Origin of the sequence: Actinoplanes italicus (assembly GCF_003001815.1) — a bacterium.
Lineage (GTDB): Bacteria > Actinomycetota > Actinomycetes > Mycobacteriales > Micromonosporaceae > Actinoplanes > Actinoplanes italicus.
In genome coordinates this window covers 112,540-137,768 of the sequence record NZ_PVMZ01000021.1, presented here as the reverse complement: position 1 = coordinate 137,768, position 25,229 = coordinate 112,540, and the positions used below count along the sequence as shown (strand labels likewise).

The following is a 25,229-nucleotide window of genomic DNA, read 5'->3' as shown; positions in this document are numbered from 1 at the left end:
CCGATCTTGAAGTCACAGTCCTGATGCCGTGCCTCAACGAGGCCGAGACCCTCGAGGTCTGCGTCCGCAAGGCGCTCGCCTCCCTCGCTGAACTGGGCGTCGAAGGCGAGGTGCTGGTCAGCGACAACGGCTCGACCGACGGCTCGCAGGAGATCGCGCGCGCCGCAGGCGCCCGGGTCGTGCACGCTCCGCAGCGTGGCTACGGCGCCGCACTGATCAACGGCATCAAAGAGGCCCGCGGACGCTACGTGATCATGGCGGACGCCGACGACTCGTACGACCTGTCGACACTCGGCCCCTTCATCGAGCAGCTCCGCGCCGGCCACGACGTCGTCATGGGCAACCGCTTCCGGGGTGGCATCGCGCCCGGCGCCATGCCGTTCCTGCACCGCTACCTGGGCAACCCGGTCCTCTCCTGGCTGGGCCGGGCGCTCTTCGGCCTCAAGGGCATCGGCGACTTCCACTGCGGCATCCGTGGTTTCAACGCCGACCGGATCCGCGCCCTCGACCTGCGGATGCCCGGCATGGAGTTCGCCTCCGAGCTCGTCGTCCGCGCCGCCCTCAGCGGTTACGACATGGTCGAGGTGCCGACCACCCTCAAGCCCGACGGCCGCAGCCGCCCGCCCCACCTGCGCACCTGGCGCGACGGCTGGCGGCACCTGCGCTTCCTGCTGGTCTTCGCCCCGCGCCGCACGCTGCTCTGGCCCGGCCTGATCCTGTTCGTCCTGGGCCTGCTCAGCACCGCCGCGCTGTCCACCGGAGCCCGCACGATCGCAGGCGTCGAATTCGACATCAACGCGCTCGTGTACGCCTGCCTCGCCGTCCTGATCGGAGCGCAGATCTTCCTGTTCGGCGCCGCGGCACAGCTTTACGGCGAATTCGAGGGATTGGTACGCCGCGCGCGACCCAGCCGTCTCGCCCGGTGGCTCGGCTTCGAACGGTCCATCCTGGGCGGCCTTTCGCTGGTCGTGCTCGGTCTCGTCGGCACGGTGATCGCGCTGACCACGTGGGGCGAGGCCGACTTCGGCAACCTCGACCCGCGCGGCACCATCCGCCTGGTCCTCCCGTCGGCGACGGCCATCGGTCTCGGCGTGATCGGCATCTTCTCCGGCCTCTTCACCAGCCTGGTCACCTTGCGTGGTGCTCGCCCGGTCCCGGAGACCGTTGCGGCCACGCCCGCGGTGACGATTCCCCGCCAGAAGACCCCGGAGACAGTCGCGGCGACGCCCGCCGACCGCTGAACCTGGGTCTTTCACCCTCAGCTGCCGTAGCAGCCAGAAGCCCGGCCGGTCTCGTTACCGGCCGGGCTTTCCCACGGGCGGCCACGCCGCCAAGGGCGGGTGTCGCCAGCGGCCCGGCCGCCCAGCAAAAGCAACTAATTCCAGCTCACCCGTCGTCACCCGTCGTCACCCCCGGCGATCTTGTGAGGTTTCGCCGCGTCCGCAACCCCAAGCTCCCAAGATCTATAAGGTGGCGCCATGTCGCCCACCGTGAGGCTGGTCGCAAGCTGCTGAACCTCGGCCGGGCCGATGCGATGCGATGCCATGCCATGCCGCGCCGTAGGCCACGAATGGATTGGCGTCCGCAATCCGTTCGGAGGGACAGCTCGCGGTTCATCGTGCGCTCGTGTTGCGGCCCCCGCAGCCGCCGCTGAGGGCTATAGCGAAGCGCGACGCCCGGATGGACAGCGGCTCCCACAGCGGCGCAGCATCGTCCGATGCCGTCGGACACCTCGACCGACCAGGATCGCCGGTGCGAGCCAAGCCGACACGGCGAAGCGGCAAGCCACCAACCAGGCGCAATTGGCACCATCGATCCCGCCTGAGATACGGGCTCCCCGTTGTCACCTGAGATACGGGCTCCCGTTGTCACCCGAGATACGGGCTCCCCATTGTCAGAGGCGTAGACCAGCATCCGCGAGGTCAAGGCCGAGGTCGAGGTCGAGCCGCCACGCAAAGCGTGGCCGGCGTGAGCGCCAGCTCACCGCCGAAGAACGCTGCAACCCGCTGACCGAGAGTGCCCGTAACGCGGGGTCTGGGGGCTCGGCCCCCAGTAGAAATGCGAAGAGGCCCGGTCCACGCACTCCGTGGACACAGGCCTCCGCCTCTGAGCGGGTGACGGGAATCGAACCCGCGCTGTCAGCTTGGGAAGCTGATGTTCTGCCATTGAACTACACCCGCAAGCTGCCTCACTGTACCTGATTATCCGACTCGGTGGCGGCACCGCCCCGGGTTCGGCATCCCCGTGCTGCCGAACCCGGAGCAGCCCTACTCGGCCGTGCCCGTGACTGAACCGGATCGGCCGAGCGCATTCAGCGGCCGTCAACTGGCGACGGCCACCAGGGTGGGTAAGCGGCTCGGTGCATGCCAGGTCCGCGCGTACGCCGGGAGGAACGGGGTGGCTGCCAGTGGCAGGGCGCCCGCCGGGCCGTGGCGGCGGAGCATGGCGGTGTCGACGGTGAGCTCGAAGAGACGCCAGTCGACGTCCGGTGAGGCGTGCAGGGTGCCGGCCAGGTGGGTGATGACGCGGGGATCATGGACGGGAACGGCGTGGCCGGTCAGTGTGGCCTCGTCGTCGTTGTCCTCTGGTGGGTAGGCGTGGAGGGCGTAACGCCCGTCGCGTTCCAGGTCGCGGCGCTTCGGCGAGTCGACGATGAAGCAGAAGAGGCCGTCGCCGGTGAAGACCGGCGAGACCGGGTGGACGCGTGGACCGCCGTCGGGGCGGATGGTCGCCAGGTAGCCCATGCCGGGGCCGTACTGCTGGAGAAGCGCACGGATGCCGTCGGCGAGCGCCGGCTCGGCGGCGGCGAAATCGGACCAGGAAGCCATGGCCGTATTCTATCGAACATACGTTCGAGACAGCCAGCGAACACGCCGGTTCGGGTGATTTCGAGCCTGCCCGATGCGGCGCGCCCGAATCGGGCATGTCGCCGGATGGTCGGTATGGTGTCAGCGTGCTGCTCTCCGACCGCGACCTCGTCTCCGAAATCAAGGCCGGCGGGCTCTCGCTGGAGCCGTTCGAGCCGTCGCTCATGCAGCCGTCCAGCATCGACGTCCGGCTGGACCGGTTCTTCCGGGTGTTCAACAACCACCTGTACACGCACATCGACCCGGCGGAGCAGCAGGATGAGCTGACCGCGCCGGTGGAGGTGGAGGACGGCCAGCCGTTCGTGCTGCACCCGGGTGAGTTCGTTCTGGCCTCGACGCTTGAAGTGATCACTCTCGGACAGGATCTTGCTGCTCGGCTGGAGGGTAAGAGCAGTCTGGGCCGTCTCGGCCTACTGACTCACTCGACGGCGGGATTCATCGACCCGGGATTCTCAGGGCACGTCACGCTGGAGCTCTCCAACGTGGCCAACCTGCCGATCAAGCTCTGGCCGGGGATGAAGATCGGTCAGCTGTGCATCTTCCGGCTGTCCAGCCCGGCCGAACACCCGTATGGGTCGGCCGTCTACGGCTCCCGCTACCAGGGGCAGCGCGGGCCGACAGCGAGCCGGTCGGCACAGAACTTCCGCACCTGGCCCACCCTCTGACGGGCGTTGGCCCGGTCAGGCGAAACGCCGTACCCGAAGGCCGTTGGCCGAGGCCGCACCGAGGACCTGCTCGATCTCGGCGGGGCTGAGTCCGGCGGTCGGGACCGGCAGGAGGCGGGCGCCACGCATCCGGAACAGCAGCTGCCCGGAGAGGTGTTCGACCGAACGGACGGCACGCCAGGCGTACGAATGCCGGCTCTCCGTATTTGAACTGGCGATGCCGCCCGTGCTGATCTCGTAGGTGGTGACCTGTTCGGTTCGCAGGCTGCGCGCGGTGTGGTTGAGCAGCGCCACCGGAACGAGTACGGCGAGCGCCGCCCCGCCCACCAGCAGCGTCGGACTCAGATCGCCGGTGACGGCCAGCGAAAGAGCGGCGAGCAGCAGGAACGCCCACCCGACGAGACGGGCCGCCAGGACCGGACGGCGTAGGCCGTGCCGGGTGGCGGCCGCGATCAGCGCCGGGTCGGAAACCGCGGTGATCTGGATCTGCACCTGATGAAAGGTAGCTTCCGCCTCGGGCATATCGGCACCATCCGGACGGCCGACCCGGCATCGCCGCCCGAGCGGTGCAGGTCTGACGCGATCTACGATGGTGGCGTGTATCTGATGATCTCGACATACCTGAAGCCGCTCGCCGAGGTGGACGCGGCACGTGCGGACCACCTGGACTTCATCGCCGAGCTGGAGCGCGGCGGATACGCGGTGACCGCCGGCCGGATCGACCCACCGACCGGCGGCATCATCCTGCTGGACGTCGACACCGAGGCCGAGGCGCAGGAAATCATCGCCCGCGACCCGTATGTGGTCCGGGGCCTGGCCGCCTACACGGCGACCGGCTGGCACCCGACCCGCGGAGCGCTGGCGGACTACAAACGCGCCCGTTAGTCCACCTTGATCAGGGGTCGAGGTCCATTCCGGTCAGCAGGCCCCTGATCGAGAGCTCGGCCGAGACCGCGGGCGGGCATTCGTCGACGATCACCGCAGCACCCAGGTACCGGTCACCGAGCAGCCCACGCAGCCCGCGGGCTTGCGAACCGGTGGATGCCCAGTCGTCGACGACGAGAACACGGTCGGTGGGCGCGAGCAGTCTCTCCCGCACTCCCAGGCGCTGAACGTCGCCACGGTGGTCGGCGGGTACGTCGCCCCAGATCATCGGCTCTGCGATGGCTCTGCGGGCGCCGGCGCGGTATGCCTCGACGAATCCCACCCCGAGCGCGCGCGCCACGAGCGGCCCGACCATGAATCCGGTCACTTCGGGCGACACGACGACGGTCGGCCGATCGGCGCGGAACAGAGCGGCCAGAGCGGGTCCCAAACCGTCGAGGATCCTCGGATCGCGCCACCAGCCGGAGCGGTCGCTGACCAGATAATCGTGGCCGGGACCGAGATCGGTCCAGGTGAAGGCGGTTCGCAGGAGATCACGGAGATCGTCGGTCACGCGAACATCCTGTCACCGGCGGCCGTTCTTCTTGGACCGACCGAATGACACCGGTACGAACGTCGGGTCAGAACCGACTCAGCCTACGGGTCAAGTTGATGCCCGACGTCAGGTCGATCGGGCATGCTGTTCGGCGGAACCATGCCTGATTTTCTGGCGGGACGACACCCGCTGAGCCCAGGGAACCGCGCCGGCCTCGGCGCGGCCCTTGTGCTGCTCGCTGTCGTGTCCGCCTTGGAGCTCGCGGATCGCGATCCGGAGCCGCGCTACGTCGGCCTGCTGGCGGCGCTTCCGTTCCTCACCGCGGTCTTCGCCGTCTGGCAGGTGGTCCTCGGTGCCGGCGTCCTCGCGACCGTGGTCGGGGCCGTCTTCGTCGGGATGGCCGGCGACGTGCAGGGCATGGCCGGTCTGGTCAATCTGATGGGCATCGTGCTGGCCACCGGTGTCGCGGCGGCCGGAGCGACCGTCCGGGAGCGGCAGTCGGAGAAGATCACCGAGCTGGTACGCCTCGCGTCGGTGGCCCAGCAGGCGGTGCTACGCCCGATCGGGCCGCAGGTGGGCGCGCTCGCGGTGGCCGGCCGGTACATCTCGGCGACCGCGGCCGCGGACATCGGCGGTGACCTCTACGAGGCGCTGAACACGCCGTACGGCGTGCGGATCATCATCGGCGACGTGCGGGGCAAGGGCCTGGACGCGGTTCGCCTGGCGAGCATCGTGCTCGGCTCGTACCGGCATGTGGCGTACGAGCGTGCCGATCTGAAATCGATCGTCCAGGATCTGGACCGTGCCGTGGCCCGCAGCGTCGGCGATGAGGACTTCGTGACCGCCGCGCTGGTCGAGGAGCGTGGCGGCACCCTGACGATCGTCAACTGTGGACACCCTGCGCCGCTGCTGCTGCGGCGGGGACAGGTCATCCCGCTGGAACCACCGGCACCGGCTCCGCCGCTCGGGTTCATGCCCGAGGTGAAGGCACGTGTGGAGCGGCTGGAGCCGGGTGACCGGCTGCTGTTGTTCACGGACGGGCTCGGTGAGGCCCGCCGGGAGGGCGAGTTCTTCCCGACCGCCGACCGTGCGTGGCGCCTGCTGGGCCACGGCACTGTCGGGGACGGCCTGGCGTCGCTGGAGACGGCCCTGGTCGACTGGGTCTACGGGCGTCTCGAGGACGACATCGCGCTTGTGCTGCTGGAATACGCCGGTCCGGATGGCGACGCTGCCGTCCCGGTGCCGAGCTGGGAAGTCGGAGCTGCGGGCAGCTGACGTCAGGCCGCGTCGTCCTCGGGCTCGACAGGTGCGGCCGGCGAGGTCGGGGCCGGGACCGGTGGGACAGGGTCGGCCTGGCGATGCCGGCCGATGTAGTGGCGCGGCTGGTTGGCCTGGCGCGGCTCCGGAATCAGGCTCTTGATCGTGGCGAACATGGCGTCCCCCTGTTCGTAGCTGTCTATCCGGTGAAACGAACCTCCTGCGCCCGCGATACGTGGATCGAGAGTCGAAGTCCGCAAATGGCCGAACGGCTGTATCGATTGCCACCTGATCGGAGACGTTTGACACACGAACCGACGGACAACGGGCCCTCAGCGGTGGGTTCGCCGGAAAACCCTGGCCGGGTTGTCGATGGCTACCGATCAGTAATACAGTGGGGTTACTGACGGGTAACTCGCGTCCGGAGAGCGGGGCCAAGCACCATGACGCACTACAAGAGCAACCTTCGTGACCTCCAGTTCAACCTGTTCGAGGTCTTCGGAGCGGAGAAGTCGCTCGGCCAGGCGCCGTTCGACGAGTTCGACCTGGAGAGCGCCCGCGACGTGCTCGCCGAGGTCGATCGGTTGGCCCGGGAGGATCTCGCCGCCAGCTACACCGACGCGGACCGCAACCCACCGGTCTTCGACCCGGCGACGCACACGGCGCCGCTGCCGGAGTCGTTCAAGAAGTCCTTCGAGCAGTTCATGGCTTCCGAGTTCTGGCGCCTCGACCTGCCGATCGGCCTGGGTGGCACCCCGGCGCCGCGGAGCCTCGTCTGGGCCGTCGCCGAGCAGATCCTGGGCGCCAACGCCCCGATCTGGATGTACTCGTCCGGTCCGTCCTTCGCCAATGTCATCTGGCACGAGGGCACCGAGGAGCAGAAGGAGTGGGCCAAGCTCTTCGTCGAGAAGCAGTGGGGCTCGACCATGGTCCTCACCGAGCCGGACGCCGGTTCGGACGTCGGCGCCGGCCGTGCCCGCGCCATCCCGCAGCCGGACGGCTCGTGGCACATCGAGGGCGTCAAGCGCTTCATCACCTCGGGTGAGCACGACCTGAGCGACAACATCATCCACTACGTCCTGGCCCGCCCGGTGGGCGTCGAGGGCGTCGGCGGACCCGGCACCAAGGGCCTCTCGCTCTTCATCGTGCCGAAGTACCACTTCGACCCGGCCACCGGCGAGCTCGGTGAGCGCAACGGCGTCTACGCCACCAACGTCGAGCACAAGATGGGCCTCAAGGTCTCCAACACGTGCGAGATGACCTTCGGTGAGCACGGCACCCCGGCCAAGGGCTGGCTGCTCGGCGAGGTGCACCAGGGCATCCGGCAGATGTTCCTGATCATCGAGAACGCCCGGATGATGGTCGGCACCAAGGCGATCGCGACCCTGTCGACGGGTTACCTCAACGCGCTCGAGTACGCGAAGAACCGCGTGCAGGGCGCCGACCTGGTGCAGAGCAGCGACAAGGCCGCTCCGCGCGTCACGATCACCCACCACCCGGACGTACGCCGGTCGCTGATGACCCAGAAGGCGTACGCCGAGGCGCTGCGTGCTCTGGTCATCTACACCGCGACCTGGCAGGACAAGGTCGCCATCGCGCAGGCCGCCGGTGACGAGAACGCCGCCAAGCAGGCCAACAAGATCAACGATTTCCTGCTCCCGCTGGTCAAGGGTGTCGGATCCGAGCGGGCGTACGAACTGCTCGGCGCCGAGTCGCTGCAGACCTTCGGTGGTTCCGGCTTCCTGCAGGACTACCCGCTGGAGCAGTACGTCCGGGACGCGAAGATCGACACCCTGTACGAGGGCACGACCGCGATCCAGAGCCTCGACCTGATCTTCCGCAAGATCGTCAAGGACAACGGTCAGGCGCTCGGTGTGATCGCCGCCGACATCCAGGCCTTCGTCGAGAGCAACGCCGGCAACGGCCAGCTCAAGGAGGAGCGCCTCGGGCTCGGCAAGGCCCTCGGCGAGATGCAGAACATCCTCGGCATCACGCTGGGCTGGCTGCAGGCCGTCGGCAACGGCGAGGCGCGGGAGCTCTACAAGATCGGTCTTAGCTCGCGCCGGATCCTGCTCGCCCTCGGCGACGTGGTCCTCGCCTGGCTGCTGCTGCGCCAGGCCGAGGTGGCCCTGACCGCCCTGGGCGGCGAGGTCTCCGAGGCGGACAAGAAGTTCTACTCCGGCAAGGTGGCCGCGGCCCGGTTCTTCGTCCGCGAGATCCTGCCGCGGATCGGCGCCGACCGCCGGATCATCGAGAACACCACCCTCGACCTGATGGACCTGGACGAGGACGCGTTCTGATCAAGCTTTTCCCACTCTCCTGAAAAGACTCAGGCCCGGCGGACAACGACGTCCGCCGGGCCTGAGTCTTTTCAGCGGTTTGACGACAACGGGGCAACGGTGCCGTATCGACGTGCGCTACGATGATCATCACTTTCATGTGGATCATTGGGCACGGGGGCCATCGGTGCGCATCGTCTCTTCCTCTCTTGCTGCTCTCCTGATGTCCGGCCTGGTGGCGGCACCAGCGGCGGCTGCCACCTCGACCACCAGGCTCGTCGTCGGCCTGACCACCCGTGCCGATCCCGCCGCCGTGGTGGCGCTGCTCGGAGCGAGTGCTTCCGACGCGCGTCCGGTGTCCGGCCTGGAGGCGATCACGGTGAACGTGCCGGCCACCGACCGGGCGGCCGCGCTCGCCACCCTGACCGCCGATCCGAGCGTGCGTTACGCCGAGGTCGACCCGGTGGTCAGCGCGGACGCGGACCCGAACGAGTCGTCGAACCGGGGTTCCGGCTGGTTCAACCAGATCCCGGTCGCCTGGTCCTGGAGCATCGGCAAGCCGTCGGTCACCGTGGCGGTCGTCGACAGCGGTGTCTCGCCCAACGACGATCTGCGCGGCGCCCGGCTGCTTCCGGGCCACGACTTCGTGGACGGCGACACCGACGCGGCCGACGACGACGACCACGGCACCCTGGTCGCCAACACCATCGCCGCCCAGCACGGCAACCAGCTCGGCGGGGTGGGCGTCTGCGGCGGGTGCTCCGTGCTCCCGGTCCGGGTGCTGGGCCACCAGGAGGCCGGGCCCGCGACCGGGTACGCGTCGACCGTGGCCTCCGGCATCGTGTGGGCCGCCCGGCAGGACGCGCAGATCATCAACCTGTCACTGAGCACGCCCACCCGCAGCCGTGTGCTCGAAGAGGCCGTCGGGCTGGCGAGCGAGGCCGGTTCACTCCTGATCGCCTCGGCGGGTGACGACTCCAGCCTCGCCCCGCACTACCCGGCGGCGTTCGAGCCGGTGCTGGCCGTGGGCTCGGCAGGGTGGTACGGGCGCCCGCTCAACGCCTCGAACCGGAACGGCGCGAACTCGGCCCCGTGGGTCGACATCGCGGCCGACCGGGGCTATCTCGCGTTGAACGCCAAGTCGCAGGCCGAGATGCTGGCCGGCACCTCCACCTCGGCGGCGCTGGTGTCCGGCACCGCCGCGCTCGGCCTCTCGGTGAAGCCGGAACTGGACGCGGCGGGCCTGCGGGCAGCGGTTCTGGCCTCAGCCGGCCGGGGCGGCCGCATGGAGGCCGAGGACGCGCCGGCCCTCGACGCGGCGGGCCTCCTCCACAGCCTGGGCGCGGTGGACGAGACCGGCCCGGTGATCACGTCGATCACGCCGTCCGGGAACGAGGTGCTGCCCGGATGGCAGTTCACCCCCACTCCGCGGATCTCCGAGGACCACGCCATCAGTCGTTCCGAAGTGGAGTTCGAGGGCAAGATTGTCCGGCGGAACCACATGTGGGAGTCCCCGGCGACGGTCACGCCGCCGACCGGGCGGAACGGGTCGCTGACCTACACCTTCCGGGTCTACGACTACGCCGGACGGATGGCCGAGCGAACCGCGACCGTGATGATCGACTCCACGCCGCCGACCGGCACCATCGACGCCCCGCTCGAGGGTGAGCTCGTGCCGGGCGGACCGATCGACTTCGTCTTCACCGCCGCGACCGCCGAGCAACTCAAGCTGGTGCGGGCCAACGACGTCGCCCTGACGCAGACCGCGCCGCGGCGGTGGACCGGGCGGGTCACACCGAACTCGCTCGGCGTCATCCACCTCAACGTCTACGACGTCGCCGGCAACCTCACCGACATGACCCGGACCGTCGAGGTGGACGACGTTGCACCGGGCGGAGCGATCACGAACCCGGTCGCGGGTGCGCACGTGCGCGGCCCGGCCGATGTGCTCTACACGGCAGCGTCGACCGCCGAGCAACTGCGGGTCACCGCCAACGGGACGCCGATGACGCAGCTCGGAGACACTCCGATGTGGGCGGCCACCATCGTCCCGCCGGCGAACGGTGAGATCCGCGTGATCGCCGAGGACCGGGTCGGCAACCGGACCGAGCTCGTCCGGAAGGTGGTCGTCGACAATGACGGCCCCACGGCGACCTCGATGAACCCGGCGGCCGCGGCCCGGGTCCGGGGCACGTTCACCACCGGCTTGGGCGGCGTGGCCGACGTCTCCGGCGTGGCGCGGGCGGAACTCTGGGTCGACGGCCGGTACCTGGGAGCCGACACCACGGCGCCGTACGCGCTGGCGGTGCGGACCGGCTCGTACAGCGGAAACGTCAAACTGACCTGGCGGCTCACCGACAGGCTCGGCAACACCAGGACCTACACCCGGACGGTGATCGCCGACAACGCCGGGCCGACGGTGACGATCACGAAGGCGCCGAAGAACAAGGCAAAGATCAAGGGCACGACCAGGGCGTACGTGAAAGCGACCGACCCGAGCGGTGTCGCCCGGGTCGAGCTGCTCGTCAACGGCAAGGTCGTGTCCCGTGACGCCGCCTCCGGCTACGTGCTCAGTTTCAATGCGAGCAAGCAGAAGAAGACGATGAAGGTGCAGGTCCGGGCGTACGACAGGCTCGGTAACGTGAAATACACGAGCACCCGGACCTGGTACCGGAGGTAGGACTCAGCCGCGAGCGGTGTGGGACCGGGACAGACGCATCGAACCCGGTTCCACCGAAGACCACGGCTTCTCGCCGGTGTGGACGGCCAGGCCGGACGTCTTCATCTCGACGACCGTGCCGGTGTACTGCTCGTCCGGTAGCAGCAGAGCGGACACTTCGGACATCGTCGGGTTGTGGCCGATGATCAGGACCGTTCGAGCCGTGTCCGGAACGTCGTGCAGCAGGTCGAACACCTCACCACTGCGGCCCAGATACAGCGACTCCGGGTAATGGACCTCGGGCATCGGCTGACCGGACCGGCCCTGTGCCAGCGCGATCGCCGCGTTCTGCCAGGTCTGCCGGGTGCGCTTGGCCGGCGAGCAGATCACCAGGTCAGGGTGCAGCCGCTCGTCCACCAGCCAGGCGCCGGCCGCGTCGGCGTCGGCACCGCCCCGTTCACTGAGAGCACGGTCGAAGTCGTCGAAGTCGCCGGGTACCTCCGCCTTGGAGTGCCGCAGCAGGATGAGCGTCCGCGTGGTCATCGGTACAGCTTGCCTGATTGGGATTCGACGTGGACGGGTAAACGGTCGACCGACGCATTCATCACGGTCGAGCGAGCTCGCACGGCCGCGCGGACACCATTCGAGGAGGGTCCGATGGGTATCGGTGCAAGCATTTTCCTGCTCGCCGTGGGGGCGATCCTGGCGTTCGCCGTGGAGGCGGACATCAGTGGTCTCGACATCGGCGTGATCGGCTGGATCCTGATGCTGGCCGGGCTGGCCGGCCTGGTCATCACGCTGGCGTTCTGGAGCAATCGTCGCCGCACCGTGGTGACGCGGACGCAGGCCCCGGTCGCCGGGGTGGGGCACACCACCGAGTACCGCGAAGTCCGTCGGGACGACGTCCCGCCGCCGCCTCCCCCGGCGTACTCCTGACGCACGACGGCCCGGACTCCTCGGAGTCCGGGCCGATCTCTTACGCCTACAGATCTCTTACGCGTACAGAGCGAAGTAGACGGCGATGTGGTGACAGATCGCCGCGACCAGTGTGCAGGCGTGGAAGAACTCGTGGTGACCGAAAACGGTCGGCCACGGGTTGGGCCGCCGCAGCGCGTAGAACACCGCGCCGATCGTGTATATCGCGCCGCCCACGAGGAGCAGCACCAGGCAGGTGACCCCGCCGACGTGCAGCACCTCGGGAATGATCGCGACGGCCACCCAGCCGAGCGCGACGTAGAGCGGCGCACCGGCCCAGCGCGGCAGGTGTGGCCAGATCATCTTCAGCGCCACACCACCGACAGCGCCGCCCCAGACCAGGCTCAGCAGGACGACCTGCTGGGTGCCCTCCAGCAGGAGGACGCAGAATGGCGTGTAGCTGCCGGCGATGAAGATGAAGATCATCGAGTGGTCGGCCCGTCGCATGATCTGGTAGCCGCGTTCGCTCCAGACCCGCCGGTGGTAGAGGGCGCTCGTGCCGAACAGGCCACAGACCGTGATGCTGTAGATCAGGCAGCTGAGGAACGGCGCGATGCCGGGCCTGCTCAGCGCTATCGAGCTGAGCACGACGCCGCAGACCAGGGCGACGAAGAACGCGTACTGATGCAACCGGCCGCGTAGTCGCGGCTTGCCGAGGTCGGTCGGCTTCATCCGAAACGGGGCTGAGGTCGTCACGCGCTCCAGGTTACGGCACCGTAGGTTACTAGTGGGTAGTGATGCCCGATACGGTTGACTCCGCAGGATGATTTCCTCATGAAGATACGACGGGTGGGAGCGGCCGGACTACTGATTGAGTGCGCGGATGCCGACCGGGTCGAGGATTGGCGCGCTGAGCTGTGGAGACGTCGCGAAACCGGTGAGCTCCGAGCGGTGGAGATCGTGCCCGGTGCCCGGACCGTCCTGCTCGACGGCGTGGCCCCCGGCACCGCCGAACTTCTACCCGAATGGGAACCCGGGCACGGGGAGATTCGGGCCGAAGGTCCTCTCGTGCAGATCCCGACGATCTTCGACGGCGACGATCTCGAGTCGGTCGCCGGACTGTGGGACGTCACCGCCGACGAGGCGGTGCGGCGTCTGGTCGAGACTCCGCTGAGCGTCGCCTTCTCCGGCTTCGCGCCCGGTTTCGCCTATCTGCGCGGACTTCCGGACGCGTGGGCGGTTCCCCGGCTCGCCGCTCCGCGGCCTCGCGTTCCGGCCGGCGCGGTCGCCCTGGCCGGCGGCTACGCGGGCATCTATCCCACCGCGTCTCCGGGCGGGTGGCGGCTCGTCGGGCGGACCGATCAAAACCTCTTTGACGTACGGCGTGAGCAGCCCGCACTCCTCACACCCGGGACTCGCGTCCACCTGGTGGCGGCATGATCACGGTGCTGCGGGCCGGGCCGCTGACCACCGTGCAGGACCTGGGCCGACCGGGCTGGGCGCACCTCGGCGTGCCCCGTTCCGGAGCGCTCGACGAACAGGCCCTGCGACTCGCCAACCGATTCGTCGGCAACCCCGACGACACGGCCGGGCTGGAGACCACCCTGCTCGGCTGCACCCTTCGGTTCGCGGAGGCGACCGTCGTGGCGGTCACCGGAGCGGTCGCACGCGTCGACGTCGACGGGCGGCCGGTCGAGCGGCCGCACGGGCACCAGCTGTTCGAGGTGCCTGCCGGTGGGGTCCTCGACGTGGGGCAGGCCGCCCGGGGAGTGCGGTCCTACATCGCGGTGGCCGGCGGGATCGCCGTCGAACCGGTGCTCGGCAGCCGCTCCACCGACACCCTCTCCGGGCTCGGGCCGGAGCGCCTGACCGACGGCACGGTACTGCCGATCGGTGTGCCGGGCGGGGCGCCGCCGCTGGTCGGGGAGCCGTCACGGATAGCCGGTGAACTGGTGCTCGGCATCCGGCTCGGGCCGCGCGACGATTGGTTCGACACGAGTGGGTTGTTCGCTTCGTCGTACGACATCAGCCCTTTGAGCAACCGCATCGGCGCCCGGCTCGCCGGGCCCGCCCTGACCCGCGCCCACGCCGGCGAATTGCCCTCCGAAGGTGTGGTCCTCGGCTCCGTGCAGGTGCCGGCCGACGGGCAGCCGATCATCTTCCTCGCCGACCACCCGACGACCGGCGGTTACCCCGTGGTCGGCGTGGTGGGGAACGTCACACCGCTCGCACAGGCACGCCCGGGGACTACGGTGAGATTTCGTGAGCTGGATTGATCTCAACGCCGACCTCGGCGAGGGCTTCGGCGCCTGGCGGCTGGGTGACGACGATGCCCTGCTCGACGTTGTGACCTCGGCGAACGTGGCCTGTGGCTTCCACGCCGGCGATCCGTCCACGATGGCCGGCGTCTGCCGGCGGGCCGTGGAGAAGGGTGTCGCGATCGGCGCGCAGGTCGGTTACCGGGACCTGGCCGGATTCGGGCGGCGGCGGATCGACTACGCCCACGACGAACTGCGCGACGACATCGTCTACCAGATCGGGGCACTCGAGGCGTTCTGCCGGATCGCCGGCGACCGGGTGCGGTACGTGAAGCCGCACGGTGCCCTCTACAACACCGCCGCTGTGGACGAGCTTCAGGCGTCCGCCGTGGTGGCGGCCGTCGTCGCCTACGACGCCGCGCTGCCCGTCCTCTGCCAGCCCGGATCAGTGCTCGCCGTACGGGCCGCCGAGGCCGGACTGGGCGTGGTCGGCGAGGGCTTCGCCGACCGCGGCTACCTGCCGGACGGCCGGCTCGTGCCGCGATCCCGGCCGGACGCGCTGGTGCACGACCCGGACGAGGTGGTCGCCCGGGTCGTGCGGATGGCCGTCGACGGCGAGGTGGTCGCCGTCGACGGCACGGTCACGCCCTGCCCGGTACGGTCCGTCTGCGTGCATGGGGACACCCCCGGAGCGGTGCAGCTGGCCCGCGCGGTCCGGGACGGTCTCGCGGCGCACGTCCGGGTTCAGGCCTTCTGACGCACCCGGTCGACCAGCGCGATCTCATCGATGCTCGACTCCGGCGTACCCAACATCTCGAAGGTCTTCGGGTTGAAGATCCACACCGCGCGCTCCTCCGTCTGGCCCGAGGGGACCCAGGCCACCCCGACGCCCTCCCGGCCGCGGGAGTCCTGCACACCCTCGACCAGCCGCACGCCGTCGATCAGCCCGATCGACCGGTAGAGCGCGGCCCGCTGCGCCGGTCGCATCCAGAGCCGCGTCGAAATGGTGCCGAGATACTTCGTGACGGCGTCGAGGCTGTCCGAACCGAAATCCTCCTTCGCCGACTTCCGGAGCCACGCGACGGTCGCCTCCGGGTCCGTCGGCATGTCGTCCCGGTAGTGAGCGGTCACCTCACAGCCGGCGCCGGCCCGGCAACCCGGGATGGTGGCGTACTCACCGTCCTGGTCTCGGCCCCAGCCGTCGTGCCGGCCGTCGATCGACAGCCAGGCCTCGCTGGCGGTGCCGTCCCACTCGATGAATCGCAGATAGAGGAACTGGTCGCCCCGGGGGACGAGATCGGGTTCGTTCTCGGCGGAGGTGGCGGCCTGATTCAGGAAGGCGGCCACCGGGGTCAGCTTCGGGGCCACAGCCTCGGTCGGGCCCGGCGCGGGCGGCTGCGCCGACGGCGTCACGAGCTGCGGGACGGTGATCGCCGCGATGCCCGCGGCGGCGGCCGCGGCCAGCAGCGTGGCCCACCGGCGGCTCCTCCGGTTCTCCCTCGGCGGCGCGACTTCGGCCATCACCCGGGCGCGTGCCGCGGCCAGACGGTCCGGCGACGGCAGCGACGTCTCCCGGCCCAGCTCCTTGACCAGAGTGATCTCATCCATGACGAACCCCTTCCTCGGCGCTGTTCAACGGGTTGCTGCCGCCCAATGCGGCACGCAGGACGGAGCGGGCCCGGTGCAGCCGGGAACGGACAGTTCCCACCGGGATGTCGAGCGCGGCCGCGACCTGCTCGTAGGTGAGCTCCTCCTGCACGACCAGCAGCAGGACGTCACGGTCGCCGTCGGCCAGATCGCTCAGCGCCGAGGTCAGGACATCCCGCAGCGCGGACGCTGTGACGTCGGCCGCCACCCGGTCCGCGTGGCACGAGGAGTCCGGCTCGGCCGGGACGACCCGGTGCAGCCGCAGCCGCCGGACCTCGTCCCGGCGGTGCTGGGCGACCAGGTGGGTGGCGATCCCGTAGAGCCACGGGCGGGCGTCCCGCTGATCCGTCCGGAACGAGTCCCGGCGACGGAACGCGGTCAGGAACGTCTCGGCGACCAGATCGTCGGCCGTCTGGTCACCGAGACGTCGTGCCAGGTAGCGGTGGATGTACGGGGCATGCCGGTCGAACACCGCCGCGAAGTCCTCGCGGAGCAACGCGGCGTCGTCCGGCTCGCTGTCGCTTCTCATGCCCCTTATCCGTCACTCGGCGGCTATGAGTTCACGCGTCCAGCCCTCGCAGGATCAGCGGCAGACGGTCGGGGCCGGCCGGGTCGATCACGATCGGCACACCCCAGTCCTGGCGGGTCAGGTGGCACGCACCGAATTCGGCGTCGACATCGCAGGTCGCGGCCTGTGCGACGACCTGAAGGACACCCTTCGGTACGGCCGGATTGAGCACGATCCTCCGCGACAACTCGGTGGTCGTGCCCTCACCCTCGAGGAGCAGCTCAGCCGGAGACGCCGACACGACCAGGCGTACCGGCGAGCCGAACTGGCCGTCCAGTTTCTGGCCCGGCGCCGGGGTGAAGATGACGTCGAGCGTCACCTCGCCCGGAGCCAGGTGCGACGGCGGACGCTCGGTCTTGTGCCGCTCCCCGTCGACCCGCTTGACCACACCCGGAGCCAGCCGGGTCAACCGGTGCGCGGCCGACTCCACCACGATCACCGTGCCGTCGTCGAGCGCCAGGATGTCACTCGGCTCGGCCAGGCCCGAATCCACCGTGGACACCTCGTTCGACGCGGGATCGAAGCGGCGAACCGCCCCGTTGTAGGTGTCGGCGACCAGCACCGAACCGTCCGCCAGCGCGGACACACCCAGCGGGTGCTGGAACAGCGCCTCAGCAGCCGGGCCGTCCACATGACCGAAATCGAACAGCCCCTGGCCGACTGCGGTGTGCATCACGCCGTCCTCGACGAACCGCAGAGCCGACGTCTCGCTGTCCGCGATCCACAGCCGCTTGCCATCCGGGCCGACCGACAGGCCGGACGGCTGCGCCATCCACACGTCCGGGATCGGGCCGTCCCGCAGCGCCTCCACGGTAGTACCCGCGTAGACACCGACCGTCCGCTTGATCGGATCGAACCACCACAACTGGTGGATGCCCGCCATCGCGATGATCACCCGGTCGTCGAACCAGGCCAGATCCCACGGCGACGACAGGTCCGCGGCGAGTGCGTCATGGGCGTGATCGTCGACCGCCGACCGCCACGGCCGACCGGAGCCGGCCACCAGGGTCACCTCGCCGGTCCCGGTATCGAACCCGCGGAGCTGGTGATTGACGGTGTCGGCCACCACCACGTCGTAGCCGGCGATCGCGGCCACCGAGGCCGGCAGCAGGACGAGACCCTGGGGCTCGCTGAACGGCTCGCCACGGACGCCGCTGCCGATCCGGCGTACCAGCGTCTCCCCGTCCGGCGTCAGCTCGACCAGAGAGTGCCGGGCCGAGTCCGAGACCAGCAGGTTCTTGTTCGGCAGCTCGATGACCTTGCCGGGAAAACGGAGCAGGCCCTCCGGGGCTGGCGGGGGCACGTACGGCCCGTCACCGCGGTGCAGGGTGCCGTTGGCCTCGTGCTTCGTGATCAGCTCGTCGATCAGCCGGGCCAGGCCCTCGGCGTGTCCCTCACCGGCCATCGAGGCGACCAGGTAGCCCTCAGGATCCACCACGGCCAGGGTCGGCCAGGCCTTCGCCGCATATTGCTGCCAGACGTGCATGTCCCCGTCGTCGACGACCGGATGATGAACGCCATACCGCTCGACGGCGGCGGCCAGAGCCTCCGGGTCGCGCTCGTGCTCGAACTTCGGCGAGTGCACACCGATCACCACGATGGCGTCGCCGTACTTCTCCTCCAAGGGCCGCAGCTCATCCAGGACGTGCAGGCAATTAATGCAGCAGAACGTCCAGAAATCCAATATTAGGATTTTGCCCCGCAGATCGGCCAGGGTGAGGGCCTTACCGCCGGTGTTGAGCCAACCGCGACCCTTGAGTTCGGGCGCACGCACGCGAAATTCCATGCGCCAATGGTGCCCTAGCCACCCCGCCTACCCTCCGGCCCATCCCGCCGCGCCGCTGCCTGCCCCGACCTCCAACCACGCCCGTCTCCGGCCCTGCATCCGGTCCGTCTCGGCCAGCCCTGTGCCCGGTCGGTCTTCGGTTGGTCCTGTGCCCGGTCGGTCTTCGGCTGGTCCTGTGCCCGGTCGGTCTCCGATTGGTCCTGTGCCCGGTCGGTCTTCGGCTGGTCCTGTGCCTGGTCTGTCTTCGGCCGGCCCCGGCGCCCGGTCCGCCTGCGGCCCCGCGGTCCGGTCCGTCTCCGGCCCGCGGCCCGCCGGGTCCACCTGTGTCGGGCCTGTCTGTCGGCCCCGCTAGCGCGGTCGGCTTCGCCCACGCGTCCGTCCTGCTTTTGTTGGCCCGCTCGCAGATCTTGTGAGGTTGGGGCAGAAATGAGGGCGAAACCTAACAAGATCGTCTCGCGGAGCGAGGGGGACGTTCGGCGGTCATCCCTTGTCACCCTTGCTTCTCACAGATTTTGTGCAGTTCGGGCGGGCGTGGCGGAGGAACCTCACAAGATCCGCTTGCGGGGTGGGGCGGCTGCCCGCCTCACGCCATCCCGTTGGCGGACCTTGTGAGGTTGAGGTTGGCGAGGCGGCGGAAACTCGCAAGATCGGCATGGGGGTGGGTGCGGCGTTCGGTGGTGGCGGCGCGTTGGGTGGTAGGTGTGGCGTTCGGGCCTGGCGGTGCGTTTAGGCGGCGGTGGGTGGTGGCCAGCCTGTTGGGGAGACGGAACGGCCCCGCTCCCTCGGGGAGCGGGGCCGTTCTGCGAAGCGAAGGTGTGTCAGCCGTTCTTCTGCAGACAGAGCACCTGGTTGCCATCGTCCTTCGGGATGATCACGTGGGGCTGCTGGGCGTCGCCGCACTGTTCCTTGGCTGTTCCGACGGAGATCACCTTGAAGGTGTCCGGCTCGGAGCATTCGGCCGCTACCGCGGTGTCGCCGCTGCGCTTCACACAGTCGCCGGTCGCCACGTCCAGGCCGCCGCCGCGGGAGATCAGGTAGACCAGGCCGAACACCACGGCGAGGATCAGGGTCGCACCGAGAACCACGGCCAAAGCCACGGGCACGGTACGCACGTTCGTCTTCGCCGGCGGCGGAGTCGGCGCCGGTTCGGCCTTGAACTGGTCGAACCTGCCCTGCTCCTCGGCCGGGCCGGGCCAGCTCGTGGTGTCCTCGGGACCGGGCGGGGTCACCGTGGCACGGGCCGCCGGGCTGTTCGGGTACACCCCACCGCCGGGCTGCTCGCCGGGCATCGGCGGCAGTGCGGGCTGCGGAACGTACGGCGAGTTGCCGCGTCCGGAGACATCAGTGGTGTGCTCGTTGAACTGGTCCGGCGGGCCACCGCGGCCGGCGACGTCCGTGGTGAACTCGCTGTACGGCGGGCCGGACTGGTCACCGGGGCCACCGAACAGCGGCTGACCGGAACCTCCGAACGGCGGCTGACCCGAGCCTGGGAACTGCGGTGAACCGGGCATGCCGGCCGGGCCACCGAACGGCGAACCGGGTTGATCACCGGGCCCCCCGAACGACGTGCCGGGCTGGTCGCCGGGAACCCCGAACGGGGAGCCGGGCTGGTCGCCGGGGCCACCGAACTGGGAACCGGCCGGGTTGCCCGGAGTTCCGAACGGCGGCTGGCCGCTACCCGGGAACTGGGGCGAACCCGGAGCGCCGGCCGAACCGGAAAACGGCGGGGTTCCCGGGGCGCCGGCCGAGCCCGAGAACGGCGGGGTTCCCGGGGCGTCGCCGCCCGGGAACTGCGGGGAACCCGGCATCGCGAACGGCGATCCACCCGCGGGCGGCTCCGGCGGAGAGACCCGGGCGCTCGCCGTCGCCCGAGCGGTAGCCCGGGCCGGGGACTGCGGGGCGACACCGGGGGTACCCGGAGCGCCGGAGCCGTCACCGGACGGAGGCTGGAACCGGTCGTCGTCGCCGGGCCCGCTCCGAAGCGGCGCCGCGGAACCGTAGGTGCTTCCGGCAGGCGGGAAGCCACCGGACGGTGATTCGTCGCCGGACTGGGAACCGGCCGGGAACGACGCGTTCCCGCCACGGTCGTCGGCGCCGCGCTGGGGCAGGCCGAACCCGCCGGACGGGCTTTCGTCCTGCGGCCGCGTACCGAAGCCACCCTGGTCCTGGGGCCGTGCCCCGAACGGGCTGTCACCCTGGCTCCGGGCGCCGAAACCGCCATCGTCCTGCGGGCGACCGCCGAACGGCGAGGTAGGCGCGGGTGGGAACCCGGACGGACCGTCGCCGGGCCGGTCGCCGAACGGACCGGCTCCGAAGCTGCCGGCGGGGTTGTCACCCGCCTGCCCTGGCTGGCTGCCGTATGGGGATGTCGGTGCCGGTGGGAACCCGGACGGGCCGTCACCGGACTGCCCCGGCCGGTCGCCGAACGGACCGGCCGCGAAGCCGCCGGACGGACCGTCGCCGGCCTGGCCGGCCTGGCTGCCGTACGGGGAGGTGGGCCCGGGCGGACCGTCGCCGTACGGGCTGGCCCCGCGACCGCCCGGCTGGTCGTCGCCGGGCTGGCCATGCTGGCCACCGTAGGGGGACGCCGGTGCGGGCGGGAGCCCGGAGGGTCCGTCGCCGGGCCGGTCGCCGTACGGGCTGGTCCCGCGACCGCCTGGCTGGTCGTCGGGCTGACCATGCTGGCCGCCGAACGCGGAGGCAGCGGAGCTACCAGCCTGCTGGCCGCCGAACGCGGAGGCGCTACCGGCGTGCTGATCGCCGAACGGGGACGCTCCGGAATCCCCGGCCGGCTGGCCGCCAAACGGGGACGGTGCCGAGCCGTCGGACTGCCGGCCGTCGTACGAAGAAGGCGCGAAGCCGCCGGCCTGATCGTCCAAAGACTGGCCGGGGCGGTCACCGAACGGCGAGGTGGACGCCGGCGGGAAGCCGGACGGGCCGTCGGCCTGAGGCTGTCCTCCGAAGGGGGAGGTCGGCGCGGGCGGGAAACCACCGGCAGGGCTCTCGTCCCGGGGCGGCAGGCCGCTGGGCCTGCTCGGCTGGCCTGGAGCGAACGGCGAAGCCGAACCACTGTCGCCGCGCTGGGGCAGACCGCTGGGCTGCCCGCCGCCGAATGACGGCTCGTCGGCGCGGGACGGGGTGTCCGCGGGCTCGTCGGGTGCCGGTTCGGCCGGGCGGCCGTAGACCCGGGCCTGCGGTGCCACGCTGGGCGGCGGAATCTCGGCGGCCTCGGGCGGGGTGACGCGGACGCCGGGTACCGAGGCGCTGGCGGTCACCGGGCGGGCCGAGCCGACAGCGGGCTTCTTCACCGGGTCACGCGGCTGCGGGACCGACGAGGAACTCTGCGGGTCGAGTGCCGCGGCGAGCGGGTCGGAGCCGGACGCGTCGGAGCCGGCGGCCGGGGGAAGAGCCCCGCCGCTGGCGAGCGCCGCCCCGGGCACACGCTGCGGGTAACCGGCGGGGGAGGCCGGCGGCTGGTCGCCGGGGCCGCCACCGAAGGCGGGACCGGCGGGCGCGCTGCCGAAGGACTGATCGCCGGACCCGCTACCAGCGGGGACGCCACCGAGAGACGAATCCCCCGAACCGCCGCCGAAAGGCTGGTCGCCCGAACCGCGGCCGCCAGGCGTGCCACCGAGACCCTGGTCACCGGAACCGCCGCCGAAGGGCTGCCCAGCGGCACCGCCACCGAACGGCTGCTCCCCGGAACCGCCACCGAAGGACGGGCCGGTGGAACGGCCGCCGAAGGCCGGGTCGGACGAGCCACCGCCGAACGGCTGGTCAGCAGGCCCGCGGCCGAAGGACTGGTCGGCGCCTGTACCGCCGAACGGCTGGTCAGCGCCCGCGCTGCCGAACGGCTGCTGGCCACGGACCGGCAGGTCGAGGCCGGGCTGGGCACCGGATGGTGACTCGGCCGCCGGACCGGCCGGGGCGCGCAGCGGGAAGCCGCCGCCCTCGCCGCGCCGGGACGGGAAGGTGTTGCTGGTGGCCGAGGGAGGAGCCGGCTCGGCCGGGGCCTCCGGGGTGCGGACGCCCTGCATCCAGCTGTTCTGTGCCGGGCCGGCGCTGAACGAGCCGGGCGCGGAGTCCTCCGGAAGGTCGGAGAGGCTGGCGCCGGGAACACGGACCGGCTGGTCACCGAACGCGGAGAAGGAACGGCCGAGTCCGCCGTCCTCGGGCGCGGTGGCACCGGGCGTGCGGGCCGGCAGACCGCTGGGGGTGAGCCGTCCGCCGGGTGCGGACTCCGGAGTGGCGGGCGCGGGCGGCGGCGGGACCGCGGCCGAGGCGGCTGAGCGGCCGGGCAGCGGAGCGGAGCCCCCGAACGCCGGAGCACCCCGGTCGGCGGGGCCGAACGACAAGGGACCGGAAGACGGAGCGCCCTGGGCATAGGGGTCGCCCTGGGCAGAAGGGTCGCCGGCACCGGGCGGAGCCCACTGCGCCGCACCGGCGTCGAACGGCGCGGGAGCCGGAACCGACGCGGCGCCGGAGGCGGGGGCGGAACCGTAGGTGGGAGTGCCGGGCGACACCGAGCCGTAGGGCGATGCGCCGGCGGCCTCGGGGGAGACTGAACCGTACGGCGAGGCCTCGGGTCCCCGGGCGGAGCCGTACGGCGTACCACCGGAGTTGGAGCCTGCGCCGAAGGTGGAGACGGCGGGCACGACGAACGGCGAACCACCGCCGGGTGTCGTGGCTGGAGGTGGCCCGTACGAGTTGGGGAATCCCTCGGCGGGCGGCTGGGCTGATGCCCGGCCCGCGACCCGCTGTGCGTCGGGGTCATGGGGGAACCCGCCCGACGTGGGTCCGCCCGACGTGGCCTCGGCCGGCTGACCGGCGTGCTGCCCCTCGGACGTCATACGCGCCTCCTCATCGATGCGGCCGTGCCAGCTTTGCACGGACGCGGCCCCATCGGCTTCCTTACCGCCGCAGGGCCGTGCCAGCTTTCCGGCCTGGCAGTGCTGAGGCCTGGGCGCTGTCGTCGCCCGGTGGCCCCGGTCCTCATACCGACCGGCCGTGCCGGTTTGGGGACCGTGCCCACGGTACCGGGCGTGCGCGGCGGGAGGAATCCCGGTGTACGCCCCGCGGGGAGGTCTCAGTGATCTTCAAGGGTGTGTTCGGACACGAAACAGGGTGCGACCGGACACGAAACGGCCCGCCCGGGTGATCCGGACGGGCCGTGAAGGTGTCGGTTGATCTCAGCTCGTCCAGCGCCGCTGGGCGATGACGGCGATCTCGTCACGCATCGCCTGGGTGGGCGCCGCCTGCATGGCCCGCTCGATGGCGCGGTTCTGGCGGCTGATCATCCGGTTCCGGCGAATGCGGTCGATCATGTTCATGGCACTGCTCACTTCTCTCCCGCGGTGGCGGGTGTCGCTATGACGAGCGTCGCCGGACCGCTTGTGGCGGACCTCCAGGGCGCGCGTCCCGTTGTTGACTCAAGTATCCGCCGACAACGGCGACGCGGCCAGTGATTTAGAGGGTGAGCTGGGTCATGAGCCTAAGGATCGAAAGTCAACCAGCCGACAGAGCCGAAGGACCTTAGGTCCAGCTGAGCAAAGTGCCCTCCGGATCGGTCAGGAAGACGCCGATGTCGCGCAGGAATTTCGAGCCCAGCTCGCCATCGATGATCCGGTGGTCGAACGAGAGCCCGAGGGTGGTGACCTGGCGGATCTTGATCTTGTCCTTGTGTACCCACGGGGTCGGCCGGATCGCGCCGAACGCCAGGATCGCCGACTCGCCCGGGGGCAGGATCGGCGTTCCGGTGTCGATCCCGAACACGCCCACGTTGGTGATCGAGAGCGTGCCGCCGGTCATGTCCGACGGCGGGGTCTTACCCGACTTGGCGGTACGGACCAGCGCGTTCAGTGCCTCGGCCAGCTCCGGCAGGGCGAGCCGGCCGGCGTCCTTGATGTTCGGCACGATGAGGCCACGCTCGGTGGCCGCCGCGATGCCGAGGTTCACGTAGTCCTTGACCACGATCTCCCCGGTCGCCCCGGACCAGGTCGAGTTGACCATCGGGTGCCGTTTCGCCGCGAGTAGTACCGCCTTCGCCACCAGCAGCAGTGGCGAGATCCGCTTCTCGGCGAACTCGGGCCGGCCCTTGAGCTTCTCCAGCAGCTTCATCGAGCGGGTCACGTCGACCGTGAGGAACTCGGTGACGTGCGGCGCGGTGAACGCCGACGCGACCATGTTCTCCGCCGTGAGCTTGCGCACCCCCTTGATCGGGATGCGCTGCTCACGGGCGTTGTCGACAACGACGACAGGCGAAGAAACTTCGACAGGCTTGGAAACGGCCTGCTGTACGTCGTCACGCGTGACCGACCCCATCGGCCCGGTCCCGTTGAGGGTGGTCAGGTCGACGCCGAGATCACGGGCGAGCTTCCGGACGGGCGGCTTGGCGAGGACCGGCCCGGTCCGCACGACGGGAGCCGGAGCAGCCGGGGCAGGTGCCGGGGGCGGGGCAGCCGGAGCAGGTGCCGGGGCCGGAGCGGCCACCACAGCCGCCGGGGGTGTGGACGCGTTGGCCGTACCGCTGCGGGGTCGTCTTTTTGCGGTTGTGGTTCGCGGGCCGTAACCGACAAGCACCGCGGTACGCCCGCCGGGCGCCGGTCCCCCGATGAGGCCGGCCTCCGTCTCCTCTTCAAAGGTGGGAGACGGCCCGGCGCCGGGGTCGGTGTCGATGGAGACGATCGGCTGACCGACCTCGACCACCGCACCGGCCTCGTGGAAGATCCGGGTGACGACGCCGCCCCACTTGGCGGGGATCTCGACCGCAGCCTTGGCAGTCTCCACCTCGACGATCGGCTGGTTGAGCTCGATCGTGTCACCCACCTTGACCAGCCACGCCAGGATCTCGCCCTCGGTCAGTCCCTCACCGAGGTCGGGCAGGGTGAACTCCTTGATCCGGGTCATCG

Annotated in this window: 22 protein-coding genes and 1 tRNA gene; 10 read left to right on the top strand and 13 right to left on the bottom strand. The window is 70.4% G+C overall.

What is annotated here, in order from left to right:
• Positions 1 to 23: 23 nt before the first annotated feature.
• The gene (locus tag CLV67_RS38870; protein WP_249037981.1) at positions 24 to 1,241 is read left to right on the top strand and encodes a glycosyltransferase family 2 protein; all 1,218 of its coding nucleotides are present in this window, start codon (positions 24 to 26) and stop codon (positions 1,239 to 1,241) included.
• Between the two features lie 868 nt (positions 1,242 to 2,109).
• Here the strand turns inward: CLV67_RS38870 and CLV67_RS38865 are convergent.
• Together CLV67_RS38865 and CLV67_RS38860 are read right to left on the bottom strand one after the other, a co-directional pair.
• Positions 2,110 to 2,180 (bottom strand) — tRNA-Gly (locus CLV67_RS38865).
• A 141-nt stretch (positions 2,181 to 2,321) separates the two neighbouring features.
• Positions 2,322 to 2,828, bottom strand: a complete 507-nt coding sequence (locus tag CLV67_RS38860) for a pyridoxamine 5'-phosphate oxidase family protein (protein ID WP_106327758.1) — start codon at positions 2,826 to 2,828, stop codon at positions 2,322 to 2,324.
• 125 nt (positions 2,829 to 2,953) lie between these two features.
• Between CLV67_RS38860 and dcd the strand changes: the two genes are divergently transcribed.
• Complete coding sequence (dcd, locus tag CLV67_RS38855) at positions 2,954 to 3,532, top strand: dCTP deaminase (RefSeq protein ID WP_106327756.1); 579 nt, start codon at positions 2,954 to 2,956, stop codon at positions 3,530 to 3,532.
• A 15-nt stretch (positions 3,533 to 3,547) separates the two neighbouring features.
• Here dcd and CLV67_RS38850 read toward each other — a convergent pair whose 3' ends face one another.
• The gene (locus CLV67_RS38850; RefSeq protein WP_106327925.1) at positions 3,548 to 4,024 is read right to left on the bottom strand and encodes a YcxB family protein; all 477 of its coding nucleotides are present in this window, start codon (positions 4,022 to 4,024) and stop codon (positions 3,548 to 3,550) included.
• 114 nt (positions 4,025 to 4,138) lie between these two features.
• Here CLV67_RS38850 and CLV67_RS38845 point away from each other — a divergent pair, with 114 nt between their 5' ends.
• Positions 4,139 to 4,417, top strand: a complete 279-nt coding sequence (locus tag CLV67_RS38845; protein ID WP_106327923.1) for a YciI family protein — start codon at positions 4,139 to 4,141, stop codon at positions 4,415 to 4,417.
• 10 nt (positions 4,418 to 4,427) lie between these two features.
• On the opposite strand, the gene CLV67_RS38840 is transcribed toward CLV67_RS38845, so the two are convergent.
• Positions 4,428 to 4,970 (bottom strand): phosphoribosyltransferase, encoded by a 543-nt coding sequence (locus tag CLV67_RS38840; protein ID WP_106327754.1) that lies wholly within the window; start codon positions 4,968 to 4,970, stop codon positions 4,428 to 4,430.
• Between the two features lie 123 nt (positions 4,971 to 5,093).
• On the opposite strand from CLV67_RS38840, the gene CLV67_RS38835 reads away from it, so the two are divergent.
• Positions 5,094 to 6,227, top strand: a complete 1,134-nt coding sequence (locus CLV67_RS38835; protein ID WP_106327752.1) for a PP2C family protein-serine/threonine phosphatase — start codon at positions 5,094 to 5,096, stop codon at positions 6,225 to 6,227.
• A 2-nt stretch (positions 6,228 to 6,229) separates the two neighbouring features.
• On the opposite strand, the gene CLV67_RS52260 is transcribed toward CLV67_RS38835, so the two are convergent.
• Complete coding sequence (locus CLV67_RS52260; protein ID WP_170154167.1) at positions 6,230 to 6,385, bottom strand: hypothetical protein; 156 nt, start codon at positions 6,383 to 6,385, stop codon at positions 6,230 to 6,232.
• A 267-nt stretch (positions 6,386 to 6,652) separates the two neighbouring features.
• Between CLV67_RS52260 and CLV67_RS38830 the strand changes: the two genes are divergently transcribed.
• Positions 6,653 to 8,509: an acyl-CoA dehydrogenase gene (locus CLV67_RS38830; RefSeq protein WP_106327750.1), complete on the top strand. Its 1,857-nt coding sequence runs from the start codon at positions 6,653 to 6,655 to the stop codon at positions 8,507 to 8,509.
• A 166-nt stretch (positions 8,510 to 8,675) separates the two neighbouring features.
• Complete coding sequence (locus tag CLV67_RS38825; RefSeq protein WP_146169465.1) at positions 8,676 to 11,168, top strand: S8 family serine peptidase; 2,493 nt, start codon at positions 8,676 to 8,678, stop codon at positions 11,166 to 11,168.
• A 3-nt stretch (positions 11,169 to 11,171) separates the two neighbouring features.
• Here the strand turns inward: CLV67_RS38825 and CLV67_RS38820 are convergent, their stop codons facing one another.
• Positions 11,172 to 11,690 carry a SixA phosphatase family protein gene (locus tag CLV67_RS38820; RefSeq protein WP_106327746.1) on the bottom strand — a complete coding sequence of 173 codons (519 nt, stop codon included), beginning with the start codon at positions 11,688 to 11,690 and terminating at the stop codon, positions 11,172 to 11,174.
• A gap of 114 nt (positions 11,691 to 11,804) precedes the next feature.
• Between CLV67_RS38820 and CLV67_RS38815 the strand changes: the two genes are divergently transcribed.
• Entirely contained in the window at positions 11,805 to 12,083 is a 279-nt protein-coding gene (locus CLV67_RS38815; protein WP_106327744.1) for a DUF6458 family protein, read from the top strand.
• A gap of 57 nt (positions 12,084 to 12,140) precedes the next feature.
• On the opposite strand, the gene trhA is transcribed toward CLV67_RS38815, so the two are convergent.
• The gene (gene trhA / locus CLV67_RS38810; RefSeq protein ID WP_106327742.1) at positions 12,141 to 12,818 is read right to left on the bottom strand and encodes a PAQR family membrane homeostasis protein TrhA; all 678 of its coding nucleotides are present in this window, start codon (positions 12,816 to 12,818) and stop codon (positions 12,141 to 12,143) included.
• A gap of 78 nt (positions 12,819 to 12,896) precedes the next feature.
• On the opposite strand from trhA, the gene CLV67_RS38805 reads away from it, so the two are divergent.
• Genes CLV67_RS38805 through CLV67_RS38795 form a run of 3 tightly spaced genes read left to right on the top strand, consistent with a single transcriptional unit; the run spans position 12,897 to position 15,077 of the window.
• Positions 12,897 to 13,502, top strand: coding sequence for a 5-oxoprolinase subunit B family protein (locus CLV67_RS38805; RefSeq protein ID WP_106327740.1), 606 nt, complete (start codon positions 12,897 to 12,899; stop codon positions 13,500 to 13,502).
• Entirely contained in the window at positions 13,499 to 14,338 is an 840-nt protein-coding gene (locus tag CLV67_RS38800; protein WP_106327738.1) for a 5-oxoprolinase subunit C family protein, read from the top strand. The genes CLV67_RS38805 and CLV67_RS38800 overlap by 4 nt, the downstream gene beginning before the upstream one ends.
• On the top strand, positions 14,334 to 15,077 hold the full coding sequence (locus tag CLV67_RS38795; protein ID WP_106327921.1) for a LamB/YcsF family protein: 744 nt from the start codon (positions 14,334 to 14,336) through the stop codon (positions 15,075 to 15,077). Before CLV67_RS38800 ends, CLV67_RS38795 begins: the two co-directional genes overlap by 5 nt.
• Here the strand turns inward: CLV67_RS38795 and CLV67_RS38790 are convergent.
• The 6 genes from CLV67_RS38790 to CLV67_RS38770 all read right to left on the bottom strand — a co-directional run bounded on the left by CLV67_RS38790 (position 15,065) and on the right by CLV67_RS38770 (position 25,227).
• Positions 15,065 to 15,928, bottom strand: a complete 864-nt coding sequence (locus CLV67_RS38790; protein ID WP_106327736.1) for a CU044_5270 family protein — start codon at positions 15,926 to 15,928, stop codon at positions 15,065 to 15,067. The two genes, CLV67_RS38795 and CLV67_RS38790, sit on opposite strands and share 13 nt — an antisense overlap.
• Positions 15,921 to 16,496: an RNA polymerase sigma factor gene (locus CLV67_RS38785; RefSeq protein WP_106327734.1), complete on the bottom strand. Its 576-nt coding sequence runs from the start codon at positions 16,494 to 16,496 to the stop codon at positions 15,921 to 15,923. The genes CLV67_RS38790 and CLV67_RS38785 overlap by 8 nt, the downstream gene beginning before the upstream one ends.
• Before the next feature lie 31 nt (positions 16,497 to 16,527).
• Positions 16,528 to 18,321, bottom strand: a complete 1,794-nt coding sequence (locus tag CLV67_RS38780; RefSeq protein WP_106327732.1) for an NHL domain-containing thioredoxin family protein — start codon at positions 18,319 to 18,321, stop codon at positions 16,528 to 16,530.
• A gap of 818 nt (positions 18,322 to 19,139) precedes the next feature.
• Entirely contained in the window at positions 19,140 to 23,171 is a 4,032-nt protein-coding gene (locus CLV67_RS38775) for an LppU/SCO3897 family protein (protein WP_146169464.1), read from the bottom strand.
• Positions 23,172 to 23,510: 339 nt separating this feature from the next.
• Positions 23,511 to 23,651: a hypothetical protein gene (locus tag CLV67_RS52255; protein ID WP_170154166.1), complete on the bottom strand. Its 141-nt coding sequence runs from the start codon at positions 23,649 to 23,651 to the stop codon at positions 23,511 to 23,513.
• Between the two features lie 202 nt (positions 23,652 to 23,853).
• Complete coding sequence (locus CLV67_RS38770) at positions 23,854 to 25,227, bottom strand: dihydrolipoamide acetyltransferase family protein (protein ID WP_106327729.1); 1,374 nt, start codon at positions 25,225 to 25,227, stop codon at positions 23,854 to 23,856.
• Between the last annotated feature and the right edge of the window lie 2 nt (positions 25,228 to 25,229).

Excerpts from the sequence above, each read along its gene's own strand:
- CLV67_RS52260 (WP_170154167.1), bottom strand. The coding sequence starts at position 6,385 with ATGTTCGCCACGATCAAGAGCCTGATTCCGGAGCCGCGCCAGGCCAAC.
- CLV67_RS38870 (WP_249037981.1), top strand. The coding sequence starts at position 24 with ATGCCGTGCCTCAACGAGGCCGAGACCCTCGAGGTCTGCGTCCGCAAG.
- CLV67_RS38800 (WP_106327738.1), top strand. The coding sequence starts at position 13,499 with ATGATCACGGTGCTGCGGGCCGGGCCGCTGACCACCGTGCAGGACCTG.
- CLV67_RS38790 (WP_106327736.1), bottom strand. The coding sequence starts at position 15,928 with ATGGATGAGATCACTCTGGTCAAGGAGCTGGGCCGGGAGACGTCGCTG.
- CLV67_RS38780 (WP_106327732.1), bottom strand. The coding sequence starts at position 18,321 with ATGGAATTTCGCGTGCGTGCGCCCGAACTCAAGGGTCGCGGTTGGCTC.
- CLV67_RS38815 (WP_106327744.1), top strand. The coding sequence starts at position 11,805 with ATGGGTATCGGTGCAAGCATTTTCCTGCTCGCCGTGGGGGCGATCCTG.
- CLV67_RS38775 (WP_146169464.1), bottom strand. The coding sequence starts at position 23,171 with ATGACGTCCGAGGGGCAGCACGCCGGTCAGCCGGCCGAGGCCACGTCG.
- CLV67_RS38860 (WP_106327758.1), bottom strand. The coding sequence starts at position 2,828 with ATGGCTTCCTGGTCCGATTTCGCCGCCGCCGAGCCGGCGCTCGCCGAC.
- CLV67_RS38820 (WP_106327746.1), bottom strand. The coding sequence starts at position 11,690 with ATGACCACGCGGACGCTCATCCTGCTGCGGCACTCCAAGGCGGAGGTA.
- CLV67_RS52255 (WP_170154166.1), bottom strand. The coding sequence starts at position 23,651 with ATGAACATGATCGACCGCATTCGCCGGAACCGGATGATCAGCCGCCAG.
- CLV67_RS38845 (WP_106327923.1), top strand. The coding sequence starts at position 4,139 with ATGATCTCGACATACCTGAAGCCGCTCGCCGAGGTGGACGCGGCACGT.
- CLV67_RS38770 (WP_106327729.1), bottom strand. The coding sequence starts at position 25,227 with ATGACCCGGATCAAGGAGTTCACCCTGCCCGACCTCGGTGAGGGACTG.
- CLV67_RS38805 (WP_106327740.1), top strand. The coding sequence starts at position 12,897 with ATGAAGATACGACGGGTGGGAGCGGCCGGACTACTGATTGAGTGCGCG.
- CLV67_RS38835 (WP_106327752.1), top strand. The coding sequence starts at position 5,094 with ATGCTGTTCGGCGGAACCATGCCTGATTTTCTGGCGGGACGACACCCG.
- CLV67_RS38830 (WP_106327750.1), top strand. The coding sequence starts at position 6,653 with ATGACGCACTACAAGAGCAACCTTCGTGACCTCCAGTTCAACCTGTTC.
- CLV67_RS38785 (WP_106327734.1), bottom strand. The coding sequence starts at position 16,496 with ATGAGAAGCGACAGCGAGCCGGACGACGCCGCGTTGCTCCGCGAGGAC.